Here is a 20,379-nt window from a genome sequence, read left to right on the forward strand (position 1 = left end):
TTATTGGTTTTTCCGGCTCAGGGGCAGTTCAATACGGAAGCAAACATCCGCACGTTCGTCCGTGGCAATGTTTAGCTCACCCTGCATGCGTCGTATGCAGTCCCGGGCGATGCTTAAGCCCAGACCACTTCCTTTTACCGCACCCTTCCGCTGATGACTCCCCTGGAAAAAGGGTTCGAAGATCATGGTTTTTTCGTCATCAGGGATCGGGGTGCCGGTGTTAGCGACGTCAATAAACACCCGGGAACCCATCGTATAACTTCGGATATAAATGTTACCGGATTCAGTACCATAGTGCACCGCATTGGAGTAAAGATTATCCAGAACGCTCATTAAAAGCCTCGGTTCAGCGAGACAGGCAGGCGCACTCAACTCCACCCCGGTATGCATCATTTTAGCTCTTGCTGGCAAGCTATGGGCGGAGATCACCATATCCACCAGCGGCGCAATCTCGACCTCTTCAAGAACGACCGCTCCGTCAGCCAGCTTGCGGTTGTAATCCAGCAGCTGTTCAATTAGCTTTTGCAGGTTGCGGCTGCTGGCATCCAGAATCTCAACAATTTCTTTCTGTTCTGGCGTTAGCGGCCCTGCCACCTCGTCTGCCAGCAGCTCCGTTCCTTCACGCATGCTGGCGAGCGGCGTTTTCAGTTCATGGGAAATATGGCGCAGGAACTGATGACGCTGGGATTCCAGCCACGCCAGACGCTCAGACAGCCAGATAATACGCTGACCAACGGAGCGCAGCTCGCGCGGGCCTTTAAAGGAAACCGAATCCCCGAGCGATTTCCCCTCTCCAAGACGGTTGATCATACGCTGAATGCCCTTCACCGGGCCGATGATCATACGGGTAAAGAGCAGAACCAGCCCGAGACTCACCAGGAAAAGCACCAGTGCCTGCCAGCCGAAGAACTGCCCGCGTTCGGCTATCTCCTGCTGCAGCTGCTGACCGCGAGAGAAAATGACCGTGCGGGTTGACTGCACCATCTCGGTGTTGGCGGCAGCAAACGCTTCAAGACGCGCGGCAGCGGCGGCATCCGGCCCGCTATTGTGGCATTGCAGCTGCGCAAGATCGTTCAGATCCTGACGCAATGCCTGATACAGCTTGTCGTCGGGCAACACGCCCGCATGCGCGTCCAGCATCTCGCTGTAGCGCTTGCGTTGACTCTGGTAAACCTTTTCCAGCGTCCGATCGTCAAGCACGCAGTACTGGCGATAGCTACGCTCCATCTCCAGCGCCGCGTTGGTCATCGCTTCACTGCGTCTGGCGTCGATAAGCGTGGTGCGGTTAGTCAGTGCGGCCTGAGCGCTCAGCGCGTTAAGGCTTTGCCACGCCTGCCAGGCGAGGATCAGCAATGGCAGCAGGATTAGCAGGAAGGCCATCATCACGAGCTGTCGCAGGGAGCGGGGAAAAACGGGCCAGCGTTTCAACGCATTACTCTCTTCATGGGGGTTTACGCAGAGCGTAACTGAGTCTGCCCTTCAGATACAACAAAGCCGGGTAAAAACCCGGCTTTGTTATGGAATAAGGCGGTGCCTAACTCGACGTTTCGCCCTGGCCTGATAAAGCATCGCTATGATCAGTAGTTGGACGGCAGGCACCTTTTTGTGCGTCATTCGAAGTTTATGTAGCACGTCCCGAAGGGGCTGACATAAGAAGATGAATGAGCCACTGGTTAATATTATGCAACACCCGTGCCAGAATGCAAAACAAAACATTAACACATTGATATATATACATTTTACCAACTCCACCTGTTCATTATCGTTTGAATGATTTCCAGGCTAAGTGTCGCTATTAAGCAACACCTTAACAGGAACCTGTTCTGGCATATATAAATCAATGAGTTAAATGTCTCCTTTTGGAGACAGTCGCAAACCGTCTTTGTCGCAATTTTGCGACACACATAAAAAAGCCCGGTGCGCTACGCTTACCGGGCCTGGAAGGTACCTGCTTTACATCTTAACCCAACTGTTTACGCGCATTGCGGAAGATACGCATCCACGGGCTGTCCTCGCCCCAGTTTTCCGGGTGCCAGGAGTTGCTCACGGTACGGAACACGCGCTCCGGGTGCGGCATCATAATGGTTGCACGACCACTTTCGCTGGTGACTGCCGTAATACCGTTGACCGAGCCGTTCGGGTTAGCCGGATAGGTTTCGGTGACCTTGCCGAAGTTATCGACAAAGCGCAGCGCCACCAGACCTTTGCTTTCAAGCTGAGCCAGATGTGCTGCATCACGCACTTCTACCTGACCTTCACCGTGGGACACGGCGATTGGCATCTGTGATCCGACCATGCCCTGCAGCAGCAGAGATGGGCTTTGTGTCACTTCCACCAGGCTGAAGCGCGCTTCAAAGCGGTCAGACTGGTTACGCACAAAGCGCGGCCAGGCTTCGCTGCCCGGGATAAGCTCGCGCAGGTTGGACATCATCTGGCAACCGTTACACACGCCCAGCGCCAGCGTTTGCGGACGGTGGAAGAAGGTTTCGAACTCGTCGCGCACGCGGCTGTTAAACAGAATGGACTTCGCCCAGCCTTCACCGGCGCCCAGTACGTCACCGTAAGAGAAACCACCGCAGGCCACCAGCGCCTGGAAATCTTCCAGACCGGTACGCCCGGCCAGCAGATCGCTCATGTGAACGTCGATGGCGTCAAAGCCCGCACGGTGGAAGGCAGCCGCCATTTCAACGTGGGAGTTAACGCCCTGCTCGCGCAGCACGGCCACCTTCGGACGTGCACCCGTCGCAATGTACGGCGCGGCGATGTCTTCGTTGATGTCGAAGGAGAGCTTCACGTTCAGGCCTGGATCGCTGTCGTTAGCCTTCGCGTTATGCTCCTGATCGGCACATTCCGGGTTATCACGCAGGCGCTGCATCTGCCAGGTCGTTTCCGCCCACCACATACGCAGCGTGGTGCGGCTTTCGCTGAAGACAGCATGACCGTCAGCTTCAATGACAAAGCGGTCGCCCTGTACGGCTTTACCCAGATAATGTACGCAGTCTGCCAGACCGTGCTGCGCAAGAATGGCTTCAACCGCATCGCGGTCTGCCGCACGCACCTGAATCACCGCGCCCAGCTCTTCATTGAACAGCGCTGCCAGGCGGTCTTCACCCAGAGAGGCAATATTCGCCTCCACACCACAGTGGCCGGTGAAGGCCATCTCTGCCAGCGTGACCAGCAGTCCGCCGTCGGAGCGGTCGTGGTAGGCCAGCAGCTTACGCTGCGCGACCAGCGCCTGAATTGCATCGTAGAAGCCTTTTAACTGGGCCACGTCACGCACATCGGCCGGTGTATCACCCAGCTGACGATAAACCTGCGCCAGCGCCGTGGCACCCAGCGCGTTGTGACCTTTACCCAGGTCAATCAGCAACAGGGCGTTGTCTTCGGTCGCAAGCTGCGGCGTCACGGTGTGACGTACGTCTTCCACGCGCGCAAAGGCGGAGATGATCAGCGACAGCGGAGAAGTGATCTCGCGCTGCTCGTTGCCTTCCTGCCAGCGGGTTTTCATCGACATGGAGTCTTTGCCCACCGGAATGGTCAGCCCAAGCGCAGGACACAGCTCTTCGCCCACCGCTTTCACGGCTTCATACAGGCCCGCATCTTCGCCAGGGTGACCGGCAGCGGCCATCCAGTTAGCGGAGAGCTTGATACGTTTGATATCGCCAATCTGCGTCGCGGCAATGTTGGTCAGCGCTTCACCCACAGCCAGACGGGCGGACGCGGCGAAGTCCAGCAGCGCCACAGGCGTGCGTTCGCCCAGGGCCATCGCTTCACCGTAGTAGCTGTCGAGACTCGCGGTGGTTACGGCACAGTTCGCGACCGGGATCTGCCACGGGCCGACCATCTGATCGCGCGAGACCATACCGGTTACGGTACGGTCGCCAATGGTGACCAGGAAGGTTTTCTCTGCCACCGCCGGCAGGTGCAGCACGCGGTTGACCGCTTCTGCAACGGTGATGCCCTGGCGATCCAGCGCTTTGCCCGCTGCTTTACGCGTTTGCACGTCGCGGGTCATCTTCGGCGTTTTACCGAGCAGAACGTCCAGCGGCAGATCGATCGGCTGGTTGTCGAAATGGGTGTCGCTCAGGGTCAGGTGCTTCTCTTCGGTCGCTTCGCCGATGACGGCATACGGCGCGCGCTCACGGCGGCACAGCTCGTCAAACAGCGGCAGTTGATCCGCTGCAACCGCCAGAACATAACGTTCCTGGGATTCGTTACACCAGATTTCCAGCGGGCTCATGCCTGGCTCATCGCTCAGGATATCGCGCAGGTTGAAGCGGCCACCGCGTCCGCCATCGCTCACCAGCTCCGGCATGGCGTTAGACAGACCGCCCGCGCCCACGTCATGGATAAAGAGAATCGGGTTCGCGTCGCCCAGCTGCCAGCAGCGGTCGATGACTTCCTGGCAGCGACGCTCCATTTCCGGGTTGTCGCGCTGAACGGAAGCAAAGTCGAGATCCGCATCTGACTGACCGGAGGTCATGGAGGATGCCGCGCCGCCGCCCAGGCCGATGTTCATCGCCGGGCCGCCCAGCACGATCAGCTTCGCGCCAACCACGATCTCGCCTTTCTGGACGTGATCGGCACGGATATTGCCGATCCCACCCGCCAGCATGATCGGTTTGTGATAGCCACGCAGCTCTTCGCCGTTATGACTGTCCACTTTCTCTTCATAGGTACGGAAGTAGCCGTTCAGTGCCGGACGGCCAAATTCGTTGTTGAATGCCGCGCCGCCCAGTGGACCGTCGGTCATGATATCCAGCGCGGTCACAATGCGCTCTGGCTTGCCGAAATCCTCCTCCCATGGCTGCTCAAAGCCCGGGATGCGCAGGTTGGAGACGGAGAAACCAACCAGACCCGCTTTTGGTTTCGCACCACGTCCCGTTGCACCTTCATCACGGATTTCACCGCCTGAACCGGTGGCCGCACCCGGCCACGGGGAAATTGCCGTCGGGTGGTTGTGGGTTTCCACTTTCATCAGGATATGCGCAGGCTCCTGATGGAAGTCGTAACGACCGGTAGCGTGGTCAGCAAAATAGCGCCCAACCTCGGAGCCTTCCATCACCGCGGCATTGTCTTTATAGGCAGACAGCACGTGGTCGGGGGTTTGCTCCATGGTGTTTTTGATCATTTTGAACAGCGATTTAGGCTGCTGTTCGCCGTCAATAATCCAGTCGGCGTTGAAAATTTTATGGCGGCAGTGCTCGGAGTTGGCCTGCGCGAACATGTAGAGCTCGATGTCGTTCGGGTTGCGGTTCAGCTTAACAAACGCATCCTGCAGGTAGTCGATTTCGTCTTCTGCCAGCGCCAGGCCGAGACGCAGGTTAGCGTCAATCAGCGCCTGACGGCCCTGCCCCAGCAGGTCTACGCTTTGTACCGGCGCAGGCTGATGGTGGGAGAAGAGCTTCTGTGCGTCATCAAGAGAAGCAAACACGCTTTCCATCATGCGGTCATGCAGCTCGGCGGCAACCGCCTGCCACTGCGCGTCGCTCAGGGTCGAGGCGTCAACGTAGTAGGCCACGCCGCGCTCCAGACGGTTAATCTGGCTCAGGCCGCAGTTGTGGGCAATGTCGGTGGCTTTAGAAGACCAGGGGGAGATGGTGCCCGGACGCGGCGTCGCAAGGATCAGTTTGCCGGTTGGCGTATGGCTACTCAGATTTGGGCCATACTTGAGCAGGCGTTCCAGCTGTACGCGCTCCTCTGCATTCAGGGGGGCATTCAGGTCAGCAAAATGGACATACTCAGCGTAAATATTGCTTACCGGAAGGTCGGCCGCCTGAAAACGTGCCAGCAGTTTGTTAATACGGAAGGCAGACAGTGCAGGCGAACCACGCAGAATTTCCATCATAAGTCTCTCGTCTTCGAAGCGCCGGGGCGCTTTCAGTGTGCGCAAGGGGGGAAAACGGGCGTCATTATAGAGAATCCTGAGCGCCGACGAAACCGTTTGCGTGGAAATAAAATTGGCGGAGACATTTAGCAATAGATGTGACCTGTCTCTCTAATTGGTTGCCAAGTGGCGCAAGTTTACGCAAAATGCCGCTCATTCAATGGCAAACCTGATTATCAAACATGGCTACAGCATACTGAGGCAACCGGCGTCGCAGAGAATTAACTAATTGAAAAAATTAAAGATTAATTATCTGCTCATCGGCATTGTTACGTTGCTGCTGGCAGTGGCCCTCTGGCCTTCCATCCCCTGGTTCGGCAAAGCCGAAAACCGTATCGCCGCCATTCAGGAGCGGGGGGAGCTGCGCGTCAGTACGCTCAACTCTCCGCTGATTTACAGCGACATTAACGGCAAAATTATTGGCCTTGATTATGAACTGGCGCAGCAGTTCGCCGATTATCTTGGCGTGAAGCTTAAAATTACCGTTCGCCAGAATATCAACCAGCTGTTCGACGACCTTGATAACAACGATGCCGACATACTGGCAGCCGGTCTGGTCTATAACAGTGAGCGTAGCAAAAACTATCAACCGGGCCCGACCTATTACTCCGTTTCGCAACAGCTGGTCTATCGCGTCGGGAGTCTGCGGCCACGCACGCTGGCCTCCATTAACGATCAACAGCTGACCATTGCGCCCGGCCATGTGGTGATTGAGGATCTGCGTGAGCTGAAAGAGAAGAAATACCCCGACCTGAGCTGGAAGGTTGATCCGAAACTGGGCACAACGGAGCTGCTGGAGCAGGTAAAAGATCAGAAACTGCCCTACACCATTGCCGATTCGGTTGCGATCAGTCTGTTCCAGCGCGTGCATCCTGAAATTGCCGTAGCGCTCGACGTTACCGACGAGCAGCCGGTGACCTGGTTTAGCCAGCTCGATGACGATCAGACTCTTTCTGCGGCCATGCTCGATTTCTATAACACCATCAATGAAGACGGCACGCTGGCGCGCCTGGAGGAAAAATATCTCGGCCACGGTGATGATTTTGACTATGTTGACACCCGCAGCTTCCTGCGCGCGGTAGATAGCGTCCTGCCAGACCTGCAGCCATTATTCGAAAAATACGCCCAGGAGATTGACTGGAAACTGCTGGCGGCTATTTCGTATCAGGAGTCCCACTGGGACACCCAGGCCACCTCCCCGACCGGCGTGCGTGGCTTAATGATGTTAACCAAAAATACCGCGCTGAGCCTGGGCGTGAATGACCGTACCGATGCGGAACAGAGCATCAGCGGCGGGGCTCGCTATCTGCAGGATATGATGGCCAAAGTGCCGGAAACGGTGCCGGAAGAGGAACGGATCTGGTTTGCGCTGGCAGCCTACAATATGGGCTACGCGCATATGCTTGACGCGCGGGCGCTGACCGCGAAAACGAAAGGTAACCCGGACAGCTGGTCAGACGTAAAGCAACGTCTGCCGCTGCTAAGCCAGAAGCCGTGGTATAACAAGCTGACTTACGGCTACGCGCGCGGACATGAAGCCTACGCCTACGTGGAAAATATCCGTAAGTATCAGATTAGCCTGGTCGGCTATCTGCTCGAGAAAGAAAAAGAGGCGACAGAGGCAAGACAGCTGGCTGAGAGTTATCCGGTTGTGGCGCCGGACGAGCTTAATCGTCCGACAACTTCAATTCTGCCTTTTGTTGCTTTTTCTGCTGACGGCGCATTCGAAAGAAATCGCTTAATAGCGCCGAACACGCTGGTGCAAGTACCCCACCGATAGTTTTCACCTGGTGATTCATCCCTGGATGACCCAGCACGTCCAGCAGAGAACCGGCCGCACCGGTTTTTTCATCCCGCGCACCAAAGACCAGCGTACCGATCCGGCTATGCACCATCGCCCCAGAACACATCACGCACGGCTCAAGCGTCACATACAGCGTAGTATCGAGCAGGCGATAGTTTTGCAGCACCAGCCCCCCCTGACGAAGCGCCATGATTTCAGCGTGCGCGGTAGGATCGTGACGACCAATCGGCCGATTCCAGCCTTCACCTATCACCTGGTTATTATGCACCAGCACCGCGCCCACAGGCACTTCCCCCTCATCCCAGGCACGTTGAGCCAGCGTCAGCGCGTAGCGCATCCAGTATTCATGATTGTGTTCGGGATTGGACAACGGTAGATACTCCAGTCGAAAAGCGGGCGGCATTATACACACCCGTAATGGATAAGACTATTCGAGTTGCTGAAGTTCGCCTGCGGGCGTGACGCGCCAGCGATGCTGGCAAAAATAGAGCAGCGGGTTGTCCTGTTTGCTGTCGCTGTAGCCGCTGTAAAGACGCAGCGGCGTGCCGATGCGTTTCTCCAGCTGCACCACTTTTTCATGCCCCAGACAGCGCATACTCAGTACCCAGCCGCCGTAACCACGGGCAATTTGTGTGGCGATAAGATTCACGCGCGGCAGCCAGGGCGTATCAAAATAAACCTGTTCAACCAGCGTCTGCGGGGAGCCCGTGATCAACCAGATGTCGGCATCGTTGGCGTCGAGGTAACTGGTGAGGCGCGCCTGTACAACCGGGAACGCGGCGACATGACCGCGAAACCAGTGCGCAAACTCCTTTTCTAGCTGTTTGAGCCGCGCTTCGCTGTGGCCAAACGTACATCCCCAGAGCAGAAGGCTCATCGGCCAGCGCGCCGCCCGGCCTTTCACCAGCAGCGCGATGCCGATCGCCGGTAACAGCGGTAAGACGAGCAGCGCATTCAGAGGCTGGCGCCGCAGCAGGTAGCGCATAAACGTACCAAACATATCCTGCTGATGCAGCGTTCCATCCAGATCGAAAAAGACAACGCGACGCTCGTGATTTGCCAAACCTTACTCCTCTGGGTCGTTGAATCCTAACAGCCAGGTAAACAGGAACCCGGCGATCACCGCTACAGAATAGCCTAACAGATAGAGCATCACTTTTCCGGTCACGATAGTTAACGCCAGCGGCAAACCGGAGAGACCAAACGTAATGACGGTAGCAACTTTCCAGTAGCTGATGAGCGCCCCGCCGACCGCGCCGCCCAGACAGGCAGCCAGGAACGGTTTACCCAGCGGCAACGTGACGCCAAAAATCAGCGGTTCGCCAATGCCGAGCAATCCAACCGGAAGCGCGCCTTTAATCACTTTTTTCAGGCGTGCGTTGCGGGTTTTCAGCAGTACGGCAATCGCCGCACCGACCTGCCCCACCCCCGCCATTGAGAGTATAGGCAACAGCGCGTTGTAACCGTGCGCCTGCACCAGTTCGACGTGGATCGGCACCAGTCCCTGATGCAGACCGGTCAGCACCAGCGGCAGGAAGGTGCCTGACAGCACTGCCCCCACTAACAAACCGCCGCGGTCAATGGCCAGAGACGCGCCATGGGCGATGGCATCAGAGATCCATCCCCCTAATGGCTGAAGAACCACAATCGCCACACTACCGGTAATTAACGTGGTCAGCAGGGGGTTGAGGATGAGTTCAATCGAGCCGGGCAATACCGCGCGAAGTCTTTTCTCAATCCAGCACATCAGGATGACCACCAGCAGCACGGCAATCACCCCGCCGCGACCAGGCTGGAGCGCCTCGCCAAACAGCGTAATTTGCGCCAGCTGCGGACTGGAGAGAATGCCCGCCATCACGCCCCCCATCGCCAGCGAACCGCCAAACACTTTGGCAGTATTCACCCCGACCAGAATGTTCATAATGGCAAACACCGCGCTGCCGAAGATCCCCAGAATACCTAACAGGTTCGGATACTGGGTGGCAAAGTCCCCGACGATATCCGGACGCTTGAGAATATTGATAATCCCGGTGATCAAGCCGGAAGCAATAAACGCCGGGATCAGCGGGATAAAGACATTTGCCAGCTGTCGTAGCGCGTCGCTCATGGGGGCTTTGTATTTCGCCTTCGCCTGCGCTTTGGTGCGCGCAGCATCGTCGAGCGTCACACTCGCGCCGCCGCCCATCAGCGCGCGCATGGCATCAACCACCTGCGCCGCTTTCCCCGGCCCGACGATCAGCTGGTGTTGCTGCCCCTGCTTCACGTAACCGCTGACACCGGAAAGCTTCTTCAGGCCCGGCACATCCAGCTGGTCGTCGTTATGCACCTCGACGCGCACGCGCGTCATGCAGTTTTCCAGACGCTGAATATTCTCTTCTCCGCCGATCCCTCGCAGGATATCGCTGGCGAGCGCTGCTGTTTTGTCCATACACGCCTCTGTTAGTTTTCTAATGCCGCCCGTAAGAAGCCATTATGCGCATCGAGTCTGGCTCGCGCGGCCGCCGCATCCAGCCCACTTAAGATCATCAATATGGCGGGTTTAACATCGTGATCGGTCTGTTGGAGTACCGCTTGTGCCTCTTCACGGCTTGCGCCTGTCGCCTCCATCACCATACGGCAGGCTCTGTCCACCAGCTTGACGTTAGTGGCCTGCATATCCACCATCAGGTTCTGATACACCTTGCCGAACTTCACCATCGCACCGGTGGAGATCATATTGAGCACCAGCTTTTGCGCGGTACCGGATTTCAGGCGCGTGGAGCCGGTGAGCGCTTCTGGCCCGACAACCGGGGAGATGGCGATGGCGGCCACCTGAGCGATTGGAGAGCCGGGGTTACAGGAGATGGCGACCGTCGTGCAGCCGGTCTGGTTGGCGTATTCCAGACCGCCAATGACGTACGGCGTGCGCCCGGATGCCGCCAGCCCGACGACCAGATCCTTCGCCGTCAGAGTAAGTGCCTTCAGGTCATCCTCACCCAGCTGTTTGTTATCTTCCGCCCCTTCAACGGCTTTCAGCAGTGCACCAGGCCCCCCCGCAATCAACCCGACCACCAGCCCATGCGGCACGCCAAACGTTGGCGGACATTCGGAGGCGTCCAGCACGCCGAGACGGCCGCTGGTACCGGCGCCCATATAGATAATGCGGCCACCCGCTTTGAGGGCTTCCGCCGCCGCATCGACCGCTTTCGCTACCTCAGGTAATGTCTCTTTCACTGCCTGCGCGACCAGCGTATCCTGTTGATTAAAGCGGTTAACCAGCTCCAGAGTAGAGAGCGCATCCAGATCCATGGTTTGCGGGTTACGCGTTTCAGAAACAAGTGAGCCAAGATTCATTTTTTGTACCTCAAGAATTTTTAATTCATAATAATCACACTATAATGGAATATAAAATTCATTCAGGCGAGCAAAATTCGTATTTGCGTAGACAATCACATTTCCGCCGGGAGTACTTATGAACTGTTTAATTCGCATTCGCCAGCGCTACGCCGGCTTTGCTCAAAGCGACAAAAAACTGGCGGACTTTCTGCTTTCTCAGCCTGACCGCGCCCGTCATCTCAGCTCGCAACAGCTGGCAAGCGAAGCCGGGGTAAGTCAGTCAAGCGTTGTGAAATTTGCCCAGAAGATCGGTTTTAAAGGCTTCCCTGCCCTTAAGCTGGCAATTAGCGAAGCGCTGGTGAGTAATCCCAATCCGCAATCTATGCCGGTGCATAACCAGATCCGCGGGGATGATCCAATGCGTGTGGTCGGGGAAAAGCTGATTAAAGAGAACGTCGCGGCCATGCATGCCACCCTCGACGTGAATACCGAAGAGAAGTTACTGGAAAGCGTGGCGATGCTGCGAGCGGCGCGGCGTATTATTTTAACCGGTATTGGCGCATCCGGCCTGGTGGCGCGTAATTTTGGCTGGAAGCTGACCAAAATCGGTTTTAACGCGATTGTCGAGCAGGATATGCACGCCCTGCTGGCGACCGTGCAGGCGATGGATCCTGAAGATCTGCTGCTGGCCATCTCCTATTCCGGTGAGCGCCGCGAGATTAACATGGCAACGGACGAAGTGCTGCGCGTCGGCGGCAAAATCCTCGCCATCACCGGGTTCACCCCGAATGCCCTGCAACAGCGGGCCACGCGCTGTCTGTATACCATTGCCGAAGAGCAGGCCACGCGCAGCGCGGCGATCTCGTCAACCAGTGCGCAAATGATGCTGACGGACCTGCTGTTTATGGCGCTGGTGCAGCAGGATTTAGAGCGGGCGCCAGAGCGCATTCGCCATAGTGAAGAGCTGGTAAAAAAACTGGTCTGAGTAAGGAATGAGCGTATAATGCCCGCCCTGTTTGTGATGTTTCTGAGAATTTCCTGATGGCGCTGCTAATTACCAAAAAATGCATCAATTGCGATATGTGCGAACCGGAATGCCCGAACCAGGCGATTTCGATGGGCGACAGCATTTATGAGATTAACAGCGACCGCTGCACCGAATGCGTCGGCCACTATGAAACGCCGACCTGTCAGAAAGTGTGCCCGATCCCGAATACCATCCTGAAGGATCCGGCACACGTTGAGAGTGAAGAGCAGCTGTGGGATAAGTTTGTCCTGCTGCACCACGCGGACAAACTCTAGCTTTCAATAATCACCGTTGCGCAGGCGTAGTGACGTTCGTCCGCGAGCGTCACATGCATGTGATTCACGCCCAGTTTCTCCGCAAGCTTTTGCGCCTCGCCCCATAACCGCAGGCGCGGCTTGCCCAGTTCGTCGTTAAATACTTCAAACTGATTAAACGCCAGGCCGTTACGAATGCCCGTACCGAACGCTTTGGCTGCCGCCTCTTTTACCGCAAAACGTTTTGCCAGAAAGCGCACCGGCTGCTGATGCGCTTCCCAGATGGCCCATTCGTTATCGCTGAGCACGCGTCTTGCCAGGCGCTCGCCGCTACGGGCGATCACCGCTTCTATGCGGGCTATCTCAACGATATCAGTGCCTAAGCCCAGAATGGCCATTACTGACGCGCTTCCAGCATCAGGCGTTTCATTTCTGAGACCGCCTCTTTCAGGCCGCTCATCACCGCACGACCAATAATCGCATGACCGATATTCAGCTCATGCATCTCCGGCAGGGCAGCGATAGCCTTAACGTTATGGTAGGTCAGGCCGTGTCCGGCGTTAACCTTCAGCCCCAGGCTCGCCGCGTAGGTGGCCGCTTTGGCAATACGCTCCAACTCTTTGGCTTGCTCAGCATCGTTTTTGGCATCGGCATAGCAGCCAGTGTGAATTTCGATATACGGCGCGCCAACGTCCGCTGCGGCTTTGATCTGCGCGAAGTCGGCATCGATAAACAGGGAAACCAGGATACCGGCATCCGCCAGACGTTTGCAGGCATCGCGCATTTTATCGATCTGCCCAGCCACATCCAGACCGCCTTCGGTGGTCACTTCCTGACGCTTTTCCGGCACCAGGCAGCAGAAATGGGGTTGAGTCTCGCAGGCAATGGCCAGCATCTCTTCCATGACCGCCATCTCCAGATTCATGCGCGTATCCAGCGTCTGACGCAGAATACGCACGTCGCGGTCGGTGATGTGGCGGCGGTCTTCACGCAGGTGAACGGTAATGCCGTCGGCGCCAGCCTGTTCGGCGATAAATGCCGCCTGAACCGGATCGGGATAAGCCGTGCCGCGTGCGTTACGCAGCGTGGCAATGTGATCAATATTGACGCCTAACAGTAATTCAGCCATGACAATCCTCGGTATTTTGGTTCATTTCCCTTCCCCCTCCGGGAGAGGGCAACGTTAACGTTTTGGCATAAACTGCCTGAATAATTCGCGGCTCTTTAAGGGCTTGCCGCCAAGATACGGCTTGAGGGCGATCCGGGTAAAGCGTTTTGCTGCGCGCAGGGTGTCCTGATCGGGAAACTCGCGCGCATAAAGCGCCCGAAGCTGGCGCCCGGTAAAGGTACTGTTATCAATCACGATACTGGCGATAAACCCTTTTTCTTCCCGATAGCGGTAGGTCATCGCTTCTTCGACCTCGTCTCCGCTTCCCGCACAATGCAGAAAATCGACGCCGTATCCCAGATGCCCCAGCAGCGCCAGTTCAAAACGTCGCAAGGCAGGTTCAGGCGTGCCGGTTGCCCCAGCGAGGGCCTGGATACAGTGCAGATAATCGAAGAAAAGTTCAGAGAAGCGAGTCTCATGTTCAAGAACCCGCGAGATGAGTTCATTGACATACAGACCGCTGTACAGGGTGATACCAGAAAGAGGAAGCGCCAGGGAGACGGCTTCAGCGCTGCGCAGGGTTTTCACTTCCCCTCGCCCACCAAAGCGGACCAGCAGCGGCGTGAAAGGCTGTAGGGCACCTTTCAGATTAGAACGTTTGGAACGTGCGCCTTTCGCAACAAGGCGCACGCGACCGGACTCTTCCGTGAAGACGTCCAGCATCAGGCTGGTTTCGCTCCAGGGACGACTATGCAGGACGAAGGCGCGCTGCCATCCTTCCATCATACTCGTCGTCTTAGGTTACTGGTCTTCGCCGTAACCGAGGCTGCGCAGAGCACGCTCATCATCGGCCCAGCCAGATTTCACTTTCACCCACAGCTCCAGGTGAACCGGCGCCTCAAACATCTCCATCATGTCTTTACGGGCTTCAATACCGATGGTTTTGATCTTGGCACCTTTGTTGCCGATCACCATCTTCTTCTGCCCCTCACGCTCAACGAGGATCAGACCGTTAATGTCGTAGCCGCCGCGCTCGTTGGTCTGGAAACGCTCGATCTCCACCGTCACAGAGTACGGCAGTTCCGCGCCCAGGAAACGCATCAGCTTTTCACGGATGATTTCAGACGCCATAAAGCGCTGAGAACGATCGGTGATGTAGTCTTCCGGGAAGTGATGAATCGCTTCCGGAAGATGCTTACGCACGATGCCCGCGATGGTATCGACGTTCAGGCCAGTCTCTGCAGATAGCGGAACGATATCGAGGAAGTTCATCTGGCTGCCCAGCCACTGAAGATGCGGCAGCAGGTCAGCCTTTTCCTGCACGTTGTCAACTTTATTGACCGCGAGGATGACCGGCGTTTTGCCGTCACGTAGCTTGTTCAGCACCATTTCGTCGTCCGGTGTCCAGCGGGTGCCTTCCACAACGAAAATGACCAGTTCTACATCACCAATCGAGCTGCTCGCCGCTTTGTTCATCAGACGGTTAATGGCACGCTTCTCTTCCATGTGCAGGCCCGGAGTATCGACGTAGATCGCCTGATACGCGCCTTCAGTATGGATGCCGACAATGCGGTGACGCGTGGTCTGCGCCTTACGCGAGGTAATAGAAATCTTCTGCCCAAGCAGATTATTCAGCAGGGTGGATTTACCGACGTTCGGACGTCCGACGATGGCAATAAATCCGCAATACGTTTCTTCTTCGCTCATTCCAGCTCCAGCATTTTTAACGCCTGTTCGGCGGCAGCCTGTTCAGCCTTACGACGGCTTGAACCTGTGCCCACCACCGGTTCACTCAGGCCACTGACCTGGCAATGGATGGTAAATTCCTGATCGTGCGCTTCACCACGTACCTGCACCACCAGATAAGATGGCAGCGGCAGATGACGGCCCTGCAAATATTCCTGCAGACGCGTTTTCGGATCTTTTTGTTTATCGCCCGGGCTGATTTCGTCCAGACGGCTCTGATACCAGTTGAGGATCAGCTTTTCTACGGTCTGGATATCGCTGTCCAGGAACACACCACCAATTAATGCTTCGACCGTATCGGCAAGAATAGATTCACGACGGAAGCCGCCGCTTTTCAGTTCACCCGGCCCAAGACGCAGACATTCGCCCAGTTCAAATTCGCGCGCGATTTCCGCAAGGGTATTCCCCCGAACCAGCGTGGCACGCATGCGGCTCATATCCCCCTCGTCAACACGCGGGAAACGATGATAAAGCGCATTCGCAATCACGAAACTTAAAATTGAGTCGCCTAAAAACTCAAGACGCTCATTATGCTTGCTGCTGGCACTGCGGTGGGTTAATGCCTGTTGCAACAACTCCTGATGATGAAAAGTGTAGCCCAGCTTCCGTTGAAGCCGATTAATTACGATGGGGTTCATGCGATACCAATAAATGAATGCGTCAAAAATGCAGCACACGAAACCGACCTGAGAAAACCAACGCGGTTTCGTGTGCCGTGGCACCCTTGCAGGGCCAACCTTAAACTTCGGGGGAATATTCTATACACAACGACAGGGGATGTCGTTAGTTCAAAGAGATTTATCGAGGAAATAATTCACGTAGCCGCTAATTAAAGCGGCTACGCGTTCATTTATTGAGAATTAATGGATTCCGCCAATGCGATTCAGGCGTACACCGGTAGGCCATTCGCCTTCCTGTTTCTCAAAACTCATCCAGATTGCGGTGGCTTTACCGACCAAATTCGCCTCAGGCACAAATCCCCAGTAACGGCTGTCCGCAGAATTATCGCGGTTATCCCCCATCATGAAGTAATGTCCCGGCGGTACAATCCAGCTCGCCAGCTGCTGACCCGGCTGCTGATAATACATACCCACCTGATCCTGCGCGATTGGCACCGTGAGGATACGGTGAGTCACATCACCCAGCGTCTCTTTGCGCTCGACCAGACGAATACCGTTCTCTTTGGTTTCGCCTTTTGGCACCTGGAAGAACCCGCTGGTCGCTTCACCGCCGTTACGACGGGCAAAGGTCTGCACAAAATCACTCGGCTCAACGTTTGAGTAGGTGATGGGCAGTGCGTTTTCACACGCGGTGCCAGAACTGCAGCCCGGCTGAACGGTAACTTCCTTGGCGACCGGATCGTAGGTCACTTTATCACCCGGCAGGCCAACCGCACGCTTGATGTAGTCCAGACGCGGATCTTCCGGGTATTTGAACACCACGATGTCGCCACGCTTCGGATGACCGGTTTCGATCAGCGTTTTCTGGTAGATAGGATCTTTAATGCCGTAGGCAAACTTCTCTACCAGAATAAAATCACCAATCAGCAGCGTTGGCATCATTGAACCGGATGGGATCTGGAACGGCTCGTAAATAAACGATCGCACCACCAGCACAATGGCCAGCACCGGGAATACCGAGGCGCCCGTTTCCAGCCAGCCCGGTTTCGGGCCGACTTTTTTCAGGGTTTTCGCATCCAGCTGGTCGCCAGTGGCTGCCTGTGCGGCAGCCTGACGCTCACGGCGTTTTGGGGCGAAGATAAACTTATCCAGACACCACAGCAGACCTGTCACCAGGGTAGCAATGACCAGGATCAGGGCAAACATGTTCGCCATGCCAACTCCTTAAAGGTTATTTGCCGTCTTTACCAACATGAAGAATGGCAAGGAATGCTTCCTGTGGCAGCTCAACGTTACCGACCTGCTTCATACGCTTCTTACCTTCTTTCTGCTTCTGCAGCAGCTTTTTCTTACGACTGACGTCACCGCCGTAGCACTTCGCCAGAACGTTTTTACGCAGCTGTTTCACCGTAGAACGCGCGATAATGTGGTTACCAATGGCCGCCTGAATCGCGATGTCGAACTGCTGACGCGGAATCAGATCTTTCATTTTCTCAACCAGCTCGCGACCACGGTACGGCGCATTGTCGTTGTGGGTGATCAGGGCCAGCGCATCCACACGCTCACCGTTGATCAGCACGTCCACACGCACCATGTTGGAGGCCTGGAAACGCTTGAAGTTGTAATCCAGGGACGCATAGCCACGGGAGGTAGACTTCAGGCGATCGAAGAAGTCGAGTACCACTTCCGCCATCGGGATTTCATAGGTCAGCGCCACCTGGTTACCGTGGTAGACCATGTTGGTCTGCACGCCACGCTTCTCAATACACAGCGTAATGACGTTGCCCAGGAACTCCTGTGGCAGCAGCATGTGACACTCTGCAATCGGCTCACGCAGTTCGTGGATATTGTTCAGCGGCGGCAGCTTGGACGGGCTATCGACGTAGATCACTTCTTTCGAGGTGGTTTCTACCTCATACACAACGGTCGGTGCGGTGGTGATCAGATCCAGATCGTATTCACGTTCCAGACGCTCCTGAATGATCTCCATGTGCAGCAGGCCGAGGAAGCCACAGCGGAAACCGAAGCCCAGCGCCGTTGAGCTTTCTGGCTCGTAGAACAGGGAAGCATCGTTCAGGCTCAATTTACCGAGCGCATCACGGAAGTTTTCATAGTCATCTGAGCTGACCGGGAACAGACCCGCGTAAACCTGCGGTTTCACCTTTTTAAAGCCTGGCAGCGCTTTATCTGCCGGGTTACGCGCACCGGTCAGGGTATCGCCCACTGGCGCGCCGAGGATGTCTTTAATGGCACAAACCAGCCAGCCTACCTCGCCGCATTTCAGCTCGGTACGGTCAACCTGTTTTGGCGTAAAGATACCCAGACGGTCGGCGTTGTAGACCTGTCCGGTACTCATCACCTTGATTTTGTCGCCTTTACGCATGGTGCCGTTTTTAATACGCACCAGAGAGACAACACCAAGGTAGTTATCGAACCAGGAGTCGATGATCAGCGCCTGCAGTGGGCCATCCGGGTCGCCTTCCGGGGCCGGGATGTCACGCACCAGGCGTTCCAGCACATCGGTCACGCCCACACCGGTTTTCGCGGAGCAGCGCACGGCATCCGTCGCGTCAATGCCGACAATATCTTCAATCTCTTCCGCGACGCGTTCAGGGTCGGCAGCTGGCAGGTCGATTTTATTCAGAACCGGCACAACCTCGAGATCCATTTCCATCGCGGTATAGCAGTTTGCCAGGGTCTGGGCTTCAACACCCTGCCCTGCATCGACGACCAGCAGCGCACCTTCACAGGCCGCCAGCGAACGTGATACTTCATAGGAGAAGTCAACGTGGCCTGGGGTGTCGATAAAGTTCAGTTGATAGGTTTCTCCATCAGCCGCTTTGTAATCCAGCGTAACGCTTTGCGCCTTAATGGTGATACCGCGTTCGCGTTCCAGGTCCATGGAGTCCAGAACCTGGGCTTCCATTTCACGATCAGACAGGCCACCGCAAATCTGGATAATACGGTCAGACAGCGTCGACTTACCGTGGTCAATGTGAGCAATAATGGAGAAGTTTCTTATGTTCTTCATAAATATGAATTTTTTAACTCGCTATGCAGATAATTGGTTCTTGATGGACACAGCGGTGGACATCCCACAGTAACTACCCCATCAACGACTGGCCTGCATATTACACTGTAGCGCCGAAATCGTCAGCATACGATCTCTTCATTAACATACGATGTTACATCACCGGGCAGTCGTCGAACTCGCCAGACCGCGCGTCGTTGATGATATACGTGATCACCCCAAATACCGGACGCGAAGTGTCGGATACCTCATCCTTATCTGGCAAACTCTCCCGTTTACCGTTCTCAAGGTTTTCCAGGTGTGGCCGCGGGTGTGTGCGATACCGCTTAATCCTAAACTCACCGCTATCTGTGCAAACCAGCAATGAACCATCACATGGAGACAGTGACGCGTCGACAACCAGCAAAGCACCGTTGAGGATACCTTCCCGGTAATGCGTTGCACCGGCCCGCATAAAGTACGTAGCCGCTGGCCTGGTGATGATGCGCTCGTCAAGCGATATACGCTGTTCAACGTAATCCGTAGCTGGCGAAGGAAAGCCCATTAGAAAACCCTCCCCATGTTACGTAGGATCCAATAACGGTTGTCGCTTCCGTCGGTCGTCTTATCTGCGAAGTCCGGCTGGTATCGCTCGATCCATGAATTTGCATCCTCCTGGCTGAAATGCCAGTGCCTCTCCTGCAGTTCGGCGATGAATTTGTCTGTATGCAGGCAGAGATAGCCCTTCGGGTTTTGCTGTATGGCCGCAATAAAAGCGGCACGAATATCTGGTTGACGAGGCATGAACGAACCCTCATTCGCACATTGACTGTATGCATATACAGTAGTATTTTTATGAAAACAGATCAAGCACAGGCAATTTTCACTTAAGAGGGGATCGGTATGTTTGTTGAACTGGTTTATGACAAGCGAAATGTTGAAGGGCTAGAAGGGGCCAGAGAAATCATACTGGCAGAGCTGACGAAGCGGGTGCATCAGATTTTCCCTGATGCCGAAGTGAAGGTGAAGCCGATGCAGGCAAACGGCCTGAATAGCGACGCCAGCAAAAGCGATCGGGAAAAACTGAACCGCATGCTGGAGGAGATGTTTGAAGATTCTGACATGTGGCTGACCTCTGAGTCTCCTACTGTTCGCCAGGTTGGGCTTTAACTATCTATCGTGTAATATTCCCCACGTTTGCTCGGGCATGAACACTGAGCAACCAGCCGCTGCCCGTTCTTGCATACGATGGGTGGCGGTTTTCTTTACGTATCTGGTTCCTGCAATGCCACGCCCCTCACCTCTTTCTGAGGTTGATTCGGTATGTTGTCCTGAGCCTTACCCATCTATTACAGGTTAATAACAGAAGCTACTTTTTCGCTCTCTTCGGCGTCAGGCCCGTAAAAGTGGAGTGCAGAAACAACTATCCCCTCATCTGCCCTCTTAACAAAGAGTAGAGGGCAGATTGGAAACGATGATGCGAACTCAGTAAGAGTCTCGGCCTGTAGATCGGAGAAATCGAAAGAATGTACTTTTCCGTCCACCGTAACTGTAAGCACATCGCCCTGTGCTGAATAAGTGACTGTGGCATCTGCACGTTGTGGGCTA

The 20,379-nt window shown here is 55.6% G+C and carries 20 protein-coding genes; 4 read left to right on the top strand and 16 right to left on the bottom strand.

The features are described 5' to 3' along the window. Entirely contained in the window at nucleotides 1–1,428 is a 1,428-nt protein-coding gene (gene qseE, locus ACOTXR_RS12605) for a two component system sensor histidine kinase QseE/GlrK (protein ID WP_127341134.1), read from the bottom strand. Nucleotides 1,429–1,960: 532 nt separating this feature from the next. After that, a complete protein-coding gene (purL, locus tag ACOTXR_RS12610) occupies nucleotides 1,961–5,848 on the bottom strand; it encodes a phosphoribosylformylglycinamidine synthase (protein WP_023331091.1) in 3,888 nt (1,295 codons plus the stop codon). A 268-nt stretch (nucleotides 5,849–6,116) separates the two neighbouring features. On the opposite strand from purL, the gene mltF reads away from it, so the two are divergent. Continuing rightward, nucleotides 6,117–7,667, top strand: coding sequence for a membrane-bound lytic murein transglycosylase MltF (mltF, locus tag ACOTXR_RS12615; protein ID WP_014884836.1), 1,551 nt, complete (start codon nucleotides 6,117–6,119; stop codon nucleotides 7,665–7,667). On the opposite strand, the gene tadA is transcribed toward mltF, so the two are convergent. From tadA to murQ, 4 genes are read right to left on the bottom strand one after another with little or no spacing between them, the layout of a single operon-like run. Next, nucleotides 7,555–8,094, bottom strand: a complete 540-nt coding sequence (gene tadA, locus ACOTXR_RS12620) for a tRNA adenosine(34) deaminase TadA (protein WP_072205429.1) — start codon at nucleotides 8,092–8,094, stop codon at nucleotides 7,555–7,557. The two genes, mltF and tadA, sit on opposite strands and share 113 nt — an antisense overlap. A gap of 24 nt (nucleotides 8,095–8,118) precedes the next feature. Continuing rightward, nucleotides 8,119–8,754 (bottom strand): phosphatidylglycerophosphatase C, encoded by a 636-nt coding sequence (yfhb, locus tag ACOTXR_RS12625; RefSeq protein WP_023331092.1) that lies wholly within the window; start codon nucleotides 8,752–8,754, stop codon nucleotides 8,119–8,121. A 3-nt stretch (nucleotides 8,755–8,757) separates the two neighbouring features. Continuing rightward, nucleotides 8,758–10,119, bottom strand: coding sequence for a PTS transporter subunit EIIC (locus ACOTXR_RS12630; protein WP_014884839.1), 1,362 nt, complete (start codon nucleotides 10,117–10,119; stop codon nucleotides 8,758–8,760). 11 nt (nucleotides 10,120–10,130) lie between these two features. Then, on the bottom strand, nucleotides 10,131–11,024 hold the full coding sequence (gene murQ / locus ACOTXR_RS12635; protein ID WP_047344907.1) for an N-acetylmuramic acid 6-phosphate etherase: 894 nt from the start codon (nucleotides 11,022–11,024) through the stop codon (nucleotides 10,131–10,133). Nucleotides 11,025–11,142: 118 nt separating this feature from the next. On the opposite strand from murQ, the gene ACOTXR_RS12640 reads away from it, so the two are divergent. After that, the gene (locus ACOTXR_RS12640) at nucleotides 11,143–11,991 is read left to right on the top strand and encodes a MurR/RpiR family transcriptional regulator (protein WP_014884841.1); all 849 of its coding nucleotides are present in this window, start codon (nucleotides 11,143–11,145) and stop codon (nucleotides 11,989–11,991) included. Nucleotides 11,992–12,047: 56 nt separating this feature from the next. Next, complete coding sequence (locus tag ACOTXR_RS12645; RefSeq protein WP_014884842.1) at nucleotides 12,048–12,308, top strand: YfhL family 4Fe-4S dicluster ferredoxin; 261 nt, start codon at nucleotides 12,048–12,050, stop codon at nucleotides 12,306–12,308. Here the strand turns inward: ACOTXR_RS12645 and acpS are convergent. The 9 genes from acpS to ACOTXR_RS12690 form a co-directional block, all read right to left on the bottom strand. Continuing rightward, a complete protein-coding gene (gene acpS, locus ACOTXR_RS12650; RefSeq protein WP_014884843.1) occupies nucleotides 12,305–12,685 on the bottom strand; it encodes a holo-ACP synthase in 381 nt (126 codons plus the stop codon). The two genes, ACOTXR_RS12645 and acpS, sit on opposite strands and share 4 nt — an antisense overlap. Further along, the gene (gene pdxJ, locus ACOTXR_RS12655) at nucleotides 12,685–13,416 is read right to left on the bottom strand and encodes a pyridoxine 5'-phosphate synthase (RefSeq protein WP_058691196.1); all 732 of its coding nucleotides are present in this window, start codon (nucleotides 13,414–13,416) and stop codon (nucleotides 12,685–12,687) included. Before pdxJ ends, acpS begins: the two co-directional genes overlap by 1 nt. 54 nt (nucleotides 13,417–13,470) lie before the next feature. Further along, a complete protein-coding gene (recO, locus tag ACOTXR_RS12660; RefSeq protein WP_058691230.1) occupies nucleotides 13,471–14,178 on the bottom strand; it encodes a DNA repair protein RecO in 708 nt (235 codons plus the stop codon). Between the two features lie 18 nt (nucleotides 14,179–14,196). Further along, nucleotides 14,197–15,102 carry a GTPase Era gene (era, locus tag ACOTXR_RS12665; protein ID WP_058691195.1) on the bottom strand — a complete coding sequence of 302 codons (906 nt, stop codon included), beginning with the start codon at nucleotides 15,100–15,102 and terminating at the stop codon, nucleotides 14,197–14,199. Continuing rightward, nucleotides 15,099–15,779, bottom strand: coding sequence for a ribonuclease III (gene rnc, locus ACOTXR_RS12670; protein ID WP_010434072.1), 681 nt, complete (start codon nucleotides 15,777–15,779; stop codon nucleotides 15,099–15,101). The genes era and rnc overlap by 4 nt, the downstream gene beginning before the upstream one ends. Nucleotides 15,780–16,001: 222 nt before the next feature. Continuing rightward, nucleotides 16,002–16,976: a signal peptidase I gene (lepB, locus tag ACOTXR_RS12675; protein WP_014884846.1), complete on the bottom strand. Its 975-nt coding sequence runs from the start codon at nucleotides 16,974–16,976 to the stop codon at nucleotides 16,002–16,004. 16 nt (nucleotides 16,977–16,992) lie between these two features. Then, complete coding sequence (gene lepA, locus ACOTXR_RS12680; RefSeq protein ID WP_014884847.1) at nucleotides 16,993–18,792, bottom strand: translation elongation factor 4; 1,800 nt, start codon at nucleotides 18,790–18,792, stop codon at nucleotides 16,993–16,995. A 154-nt stretch (nucleotides 18,793–18,946) separates the two neighbouring features. After that, the gene (locus ACOTXR_RS12685; RefSeq protein WP_042889558.1) at nucleotides 18,947–19,336 is read right to left on the bottom strand and encodes a S24 family peptidase; all 390 of its coding nucleotides are present in this window, start codon (nucleotides 19,334–19,336) and stop codon (nucleotides 18,947–18,949) included. Beyond that, on the bottom strand, nucleotides 19,336–19,575 hold the full coding sequence (locus ACOTXR_RS12690) for a hypothetical protein (protein WP_421767039.1): 240 nt from the start codon (nucleotides 19,573–19,575) through the stop codon (nucleotides 19,336–19,338). The genes ACOTXR_RS12685 and ACOTXR_RS12690 overlap by 1 nt, the downstream gene beginning before the upstream one ends. A gap of 99 nt (nucleotides 19,576–19,674) precedes the next feature. Between ACOTXR_RS12690 and ACOTXR_RS12695 the strand changes: the two genes are divergently transcribed. Next, nucleotides 19,675–19,941 carry a DinI family protein gene (locus ACOTXR_RS12695; protein WP_023296458.1) on the top strand — a complete coding sequence of 89 codons (267 nt, stop codon included), beginning with the start codon at nucleotides 19,675–19,677 and terminating at the stop codon, nucleotides 19,939–19,941. Nucleotides 19,942–20,120: 179 nt separating this feature from the next. On the opposite strand, the gene ACOTXR_RS12700 is transcribed toward ACOTXR_RS12695, so the two are convergent. Then, nucleotides 20,121–20,379 (bottom strand): hypothetical protein (locus ACOTXR_RS12700; RefSeq protein WP_421767040.1); only part of this gene is annotated, 259 nt, incomplete at its 5' end.

This window comes from Enterobacter cloacae complex sp. IR53030 (genome assembly GCF_049238365.1).
Classification (GTDB): Bacteria; Pseudomonadota; Gammaproteobacteria; order Enterobacterales; family Enterobacteriaceae; genus Enterobacter; species Enterobacter kobei.

Bases quoted from the DNA above. Each gene is read 5' to 3' on its own strand.
- purL (WP_023331091.1), bottom strand. From the start codon at position 5,848: ATGATGGAAATTCTGCGTGGTTCGCCTGCACTGTCTGCCTTCCGTATT.
- tadA (WP_072205429.1), bottom strand. From the start codon at position 8,094: ATGCCGCCCGCTTTTCGACTGGAGTATCTACCGTTGTCCAATCCCGAA.
- ACOTXR_RS12630 (WP_014884839.1), bottom strand. From the start codon at position 10,119: ATGGACAAAACAGCAGCGCTCGCCAGCGATATCCTGCGAGGGATCGGC.
- murQ (WP_047344907.1), bottom strand. From the start codon at position 11,024: ATGAATCTTGGCTCACTTGTTTCTGAAACGCGTAACCCGCAAACCATG.
- ACOTXR_RS12640 (WP_014884841.1), top strand. From the start codon at position 11,143: ATGAACTGTTTAATTCGCATTCGCCAGCGCTACGCCGGCTTTGCTCAA.
- ACOTXR_RS12645 (WP_014884842.1), top strand. From the start codon at position 12,048: ATGGCGCTGCTAATTACCAAAAAATGCATCAATTGCGATATGTGCGAA.
- acpS (WP_014884843.1), bottom strand. From the start codon at position 12,685: ATGGCCATTCTGGGCTTAGGCACTGATATCGTTGAGATAGCCCGCATA.
- pdxJ (WP_058691196.1), bottom strand. From the start codon at position 13,416: ATGGCTGAATTACTGTTAGGCGTCAATATTGATCACATTGCCACGCTG.
- recO (WP_058691230.1), bottom strand. From the start codon at position 14,178: ATGGAAGGATGGCAGCGCGCCTTCGTCCTGCATAGTCGTCCCTGGAGC.
- era (WP_058691195.1), bottom strand. From the start codon at position 15,102: ATGAGCGAAGAAGAAACGTATTGCGGATTTATTGCCATCGTCGGACGT.
- rnc (WP_010434072.1), bottom strand. From the start codon at position 15,779: ATGAACCCCATCGTAATTAATCGGCTTCAACGGAAGCTGGGCTACACT.
- lepB (WP_014884846.1), bottom strand. From the start codon at position 16,976: ATGGCGAACATGTTTGCCCTGATCCTGGTCATTGCTACCCTGGTGACA.
- lepA (WP_014884847.1), bottom strand. From the start codon at position 18,792: ATGAAGAACATAAGAAACTTCTCCATTATTGCTCACATTGACCACGGT.
- ACOTXR_RS12685 (WP_042889558.1), bottom strand. From the start codon at position 19,336: ATGGGCTTTCCTTCGCCAGCTACGGATTACGTTGAACAGCGTATATCG.
- ACOTXR_RS12690 (WP_421767039.1), bottom strand. From the start codon at position 19,575: ATGCCTCGTCAACCAGATATTCGTGCCGCTTTTATTGCGGCCATACAG.
- ACOTXR_RS12695 (WP_023296458.1), top strand. From the start codon at position 19,675: ATGTTTGTTGAACTGGTTTATGACAAGCGAAATGTTGAAGGGCTAGAA.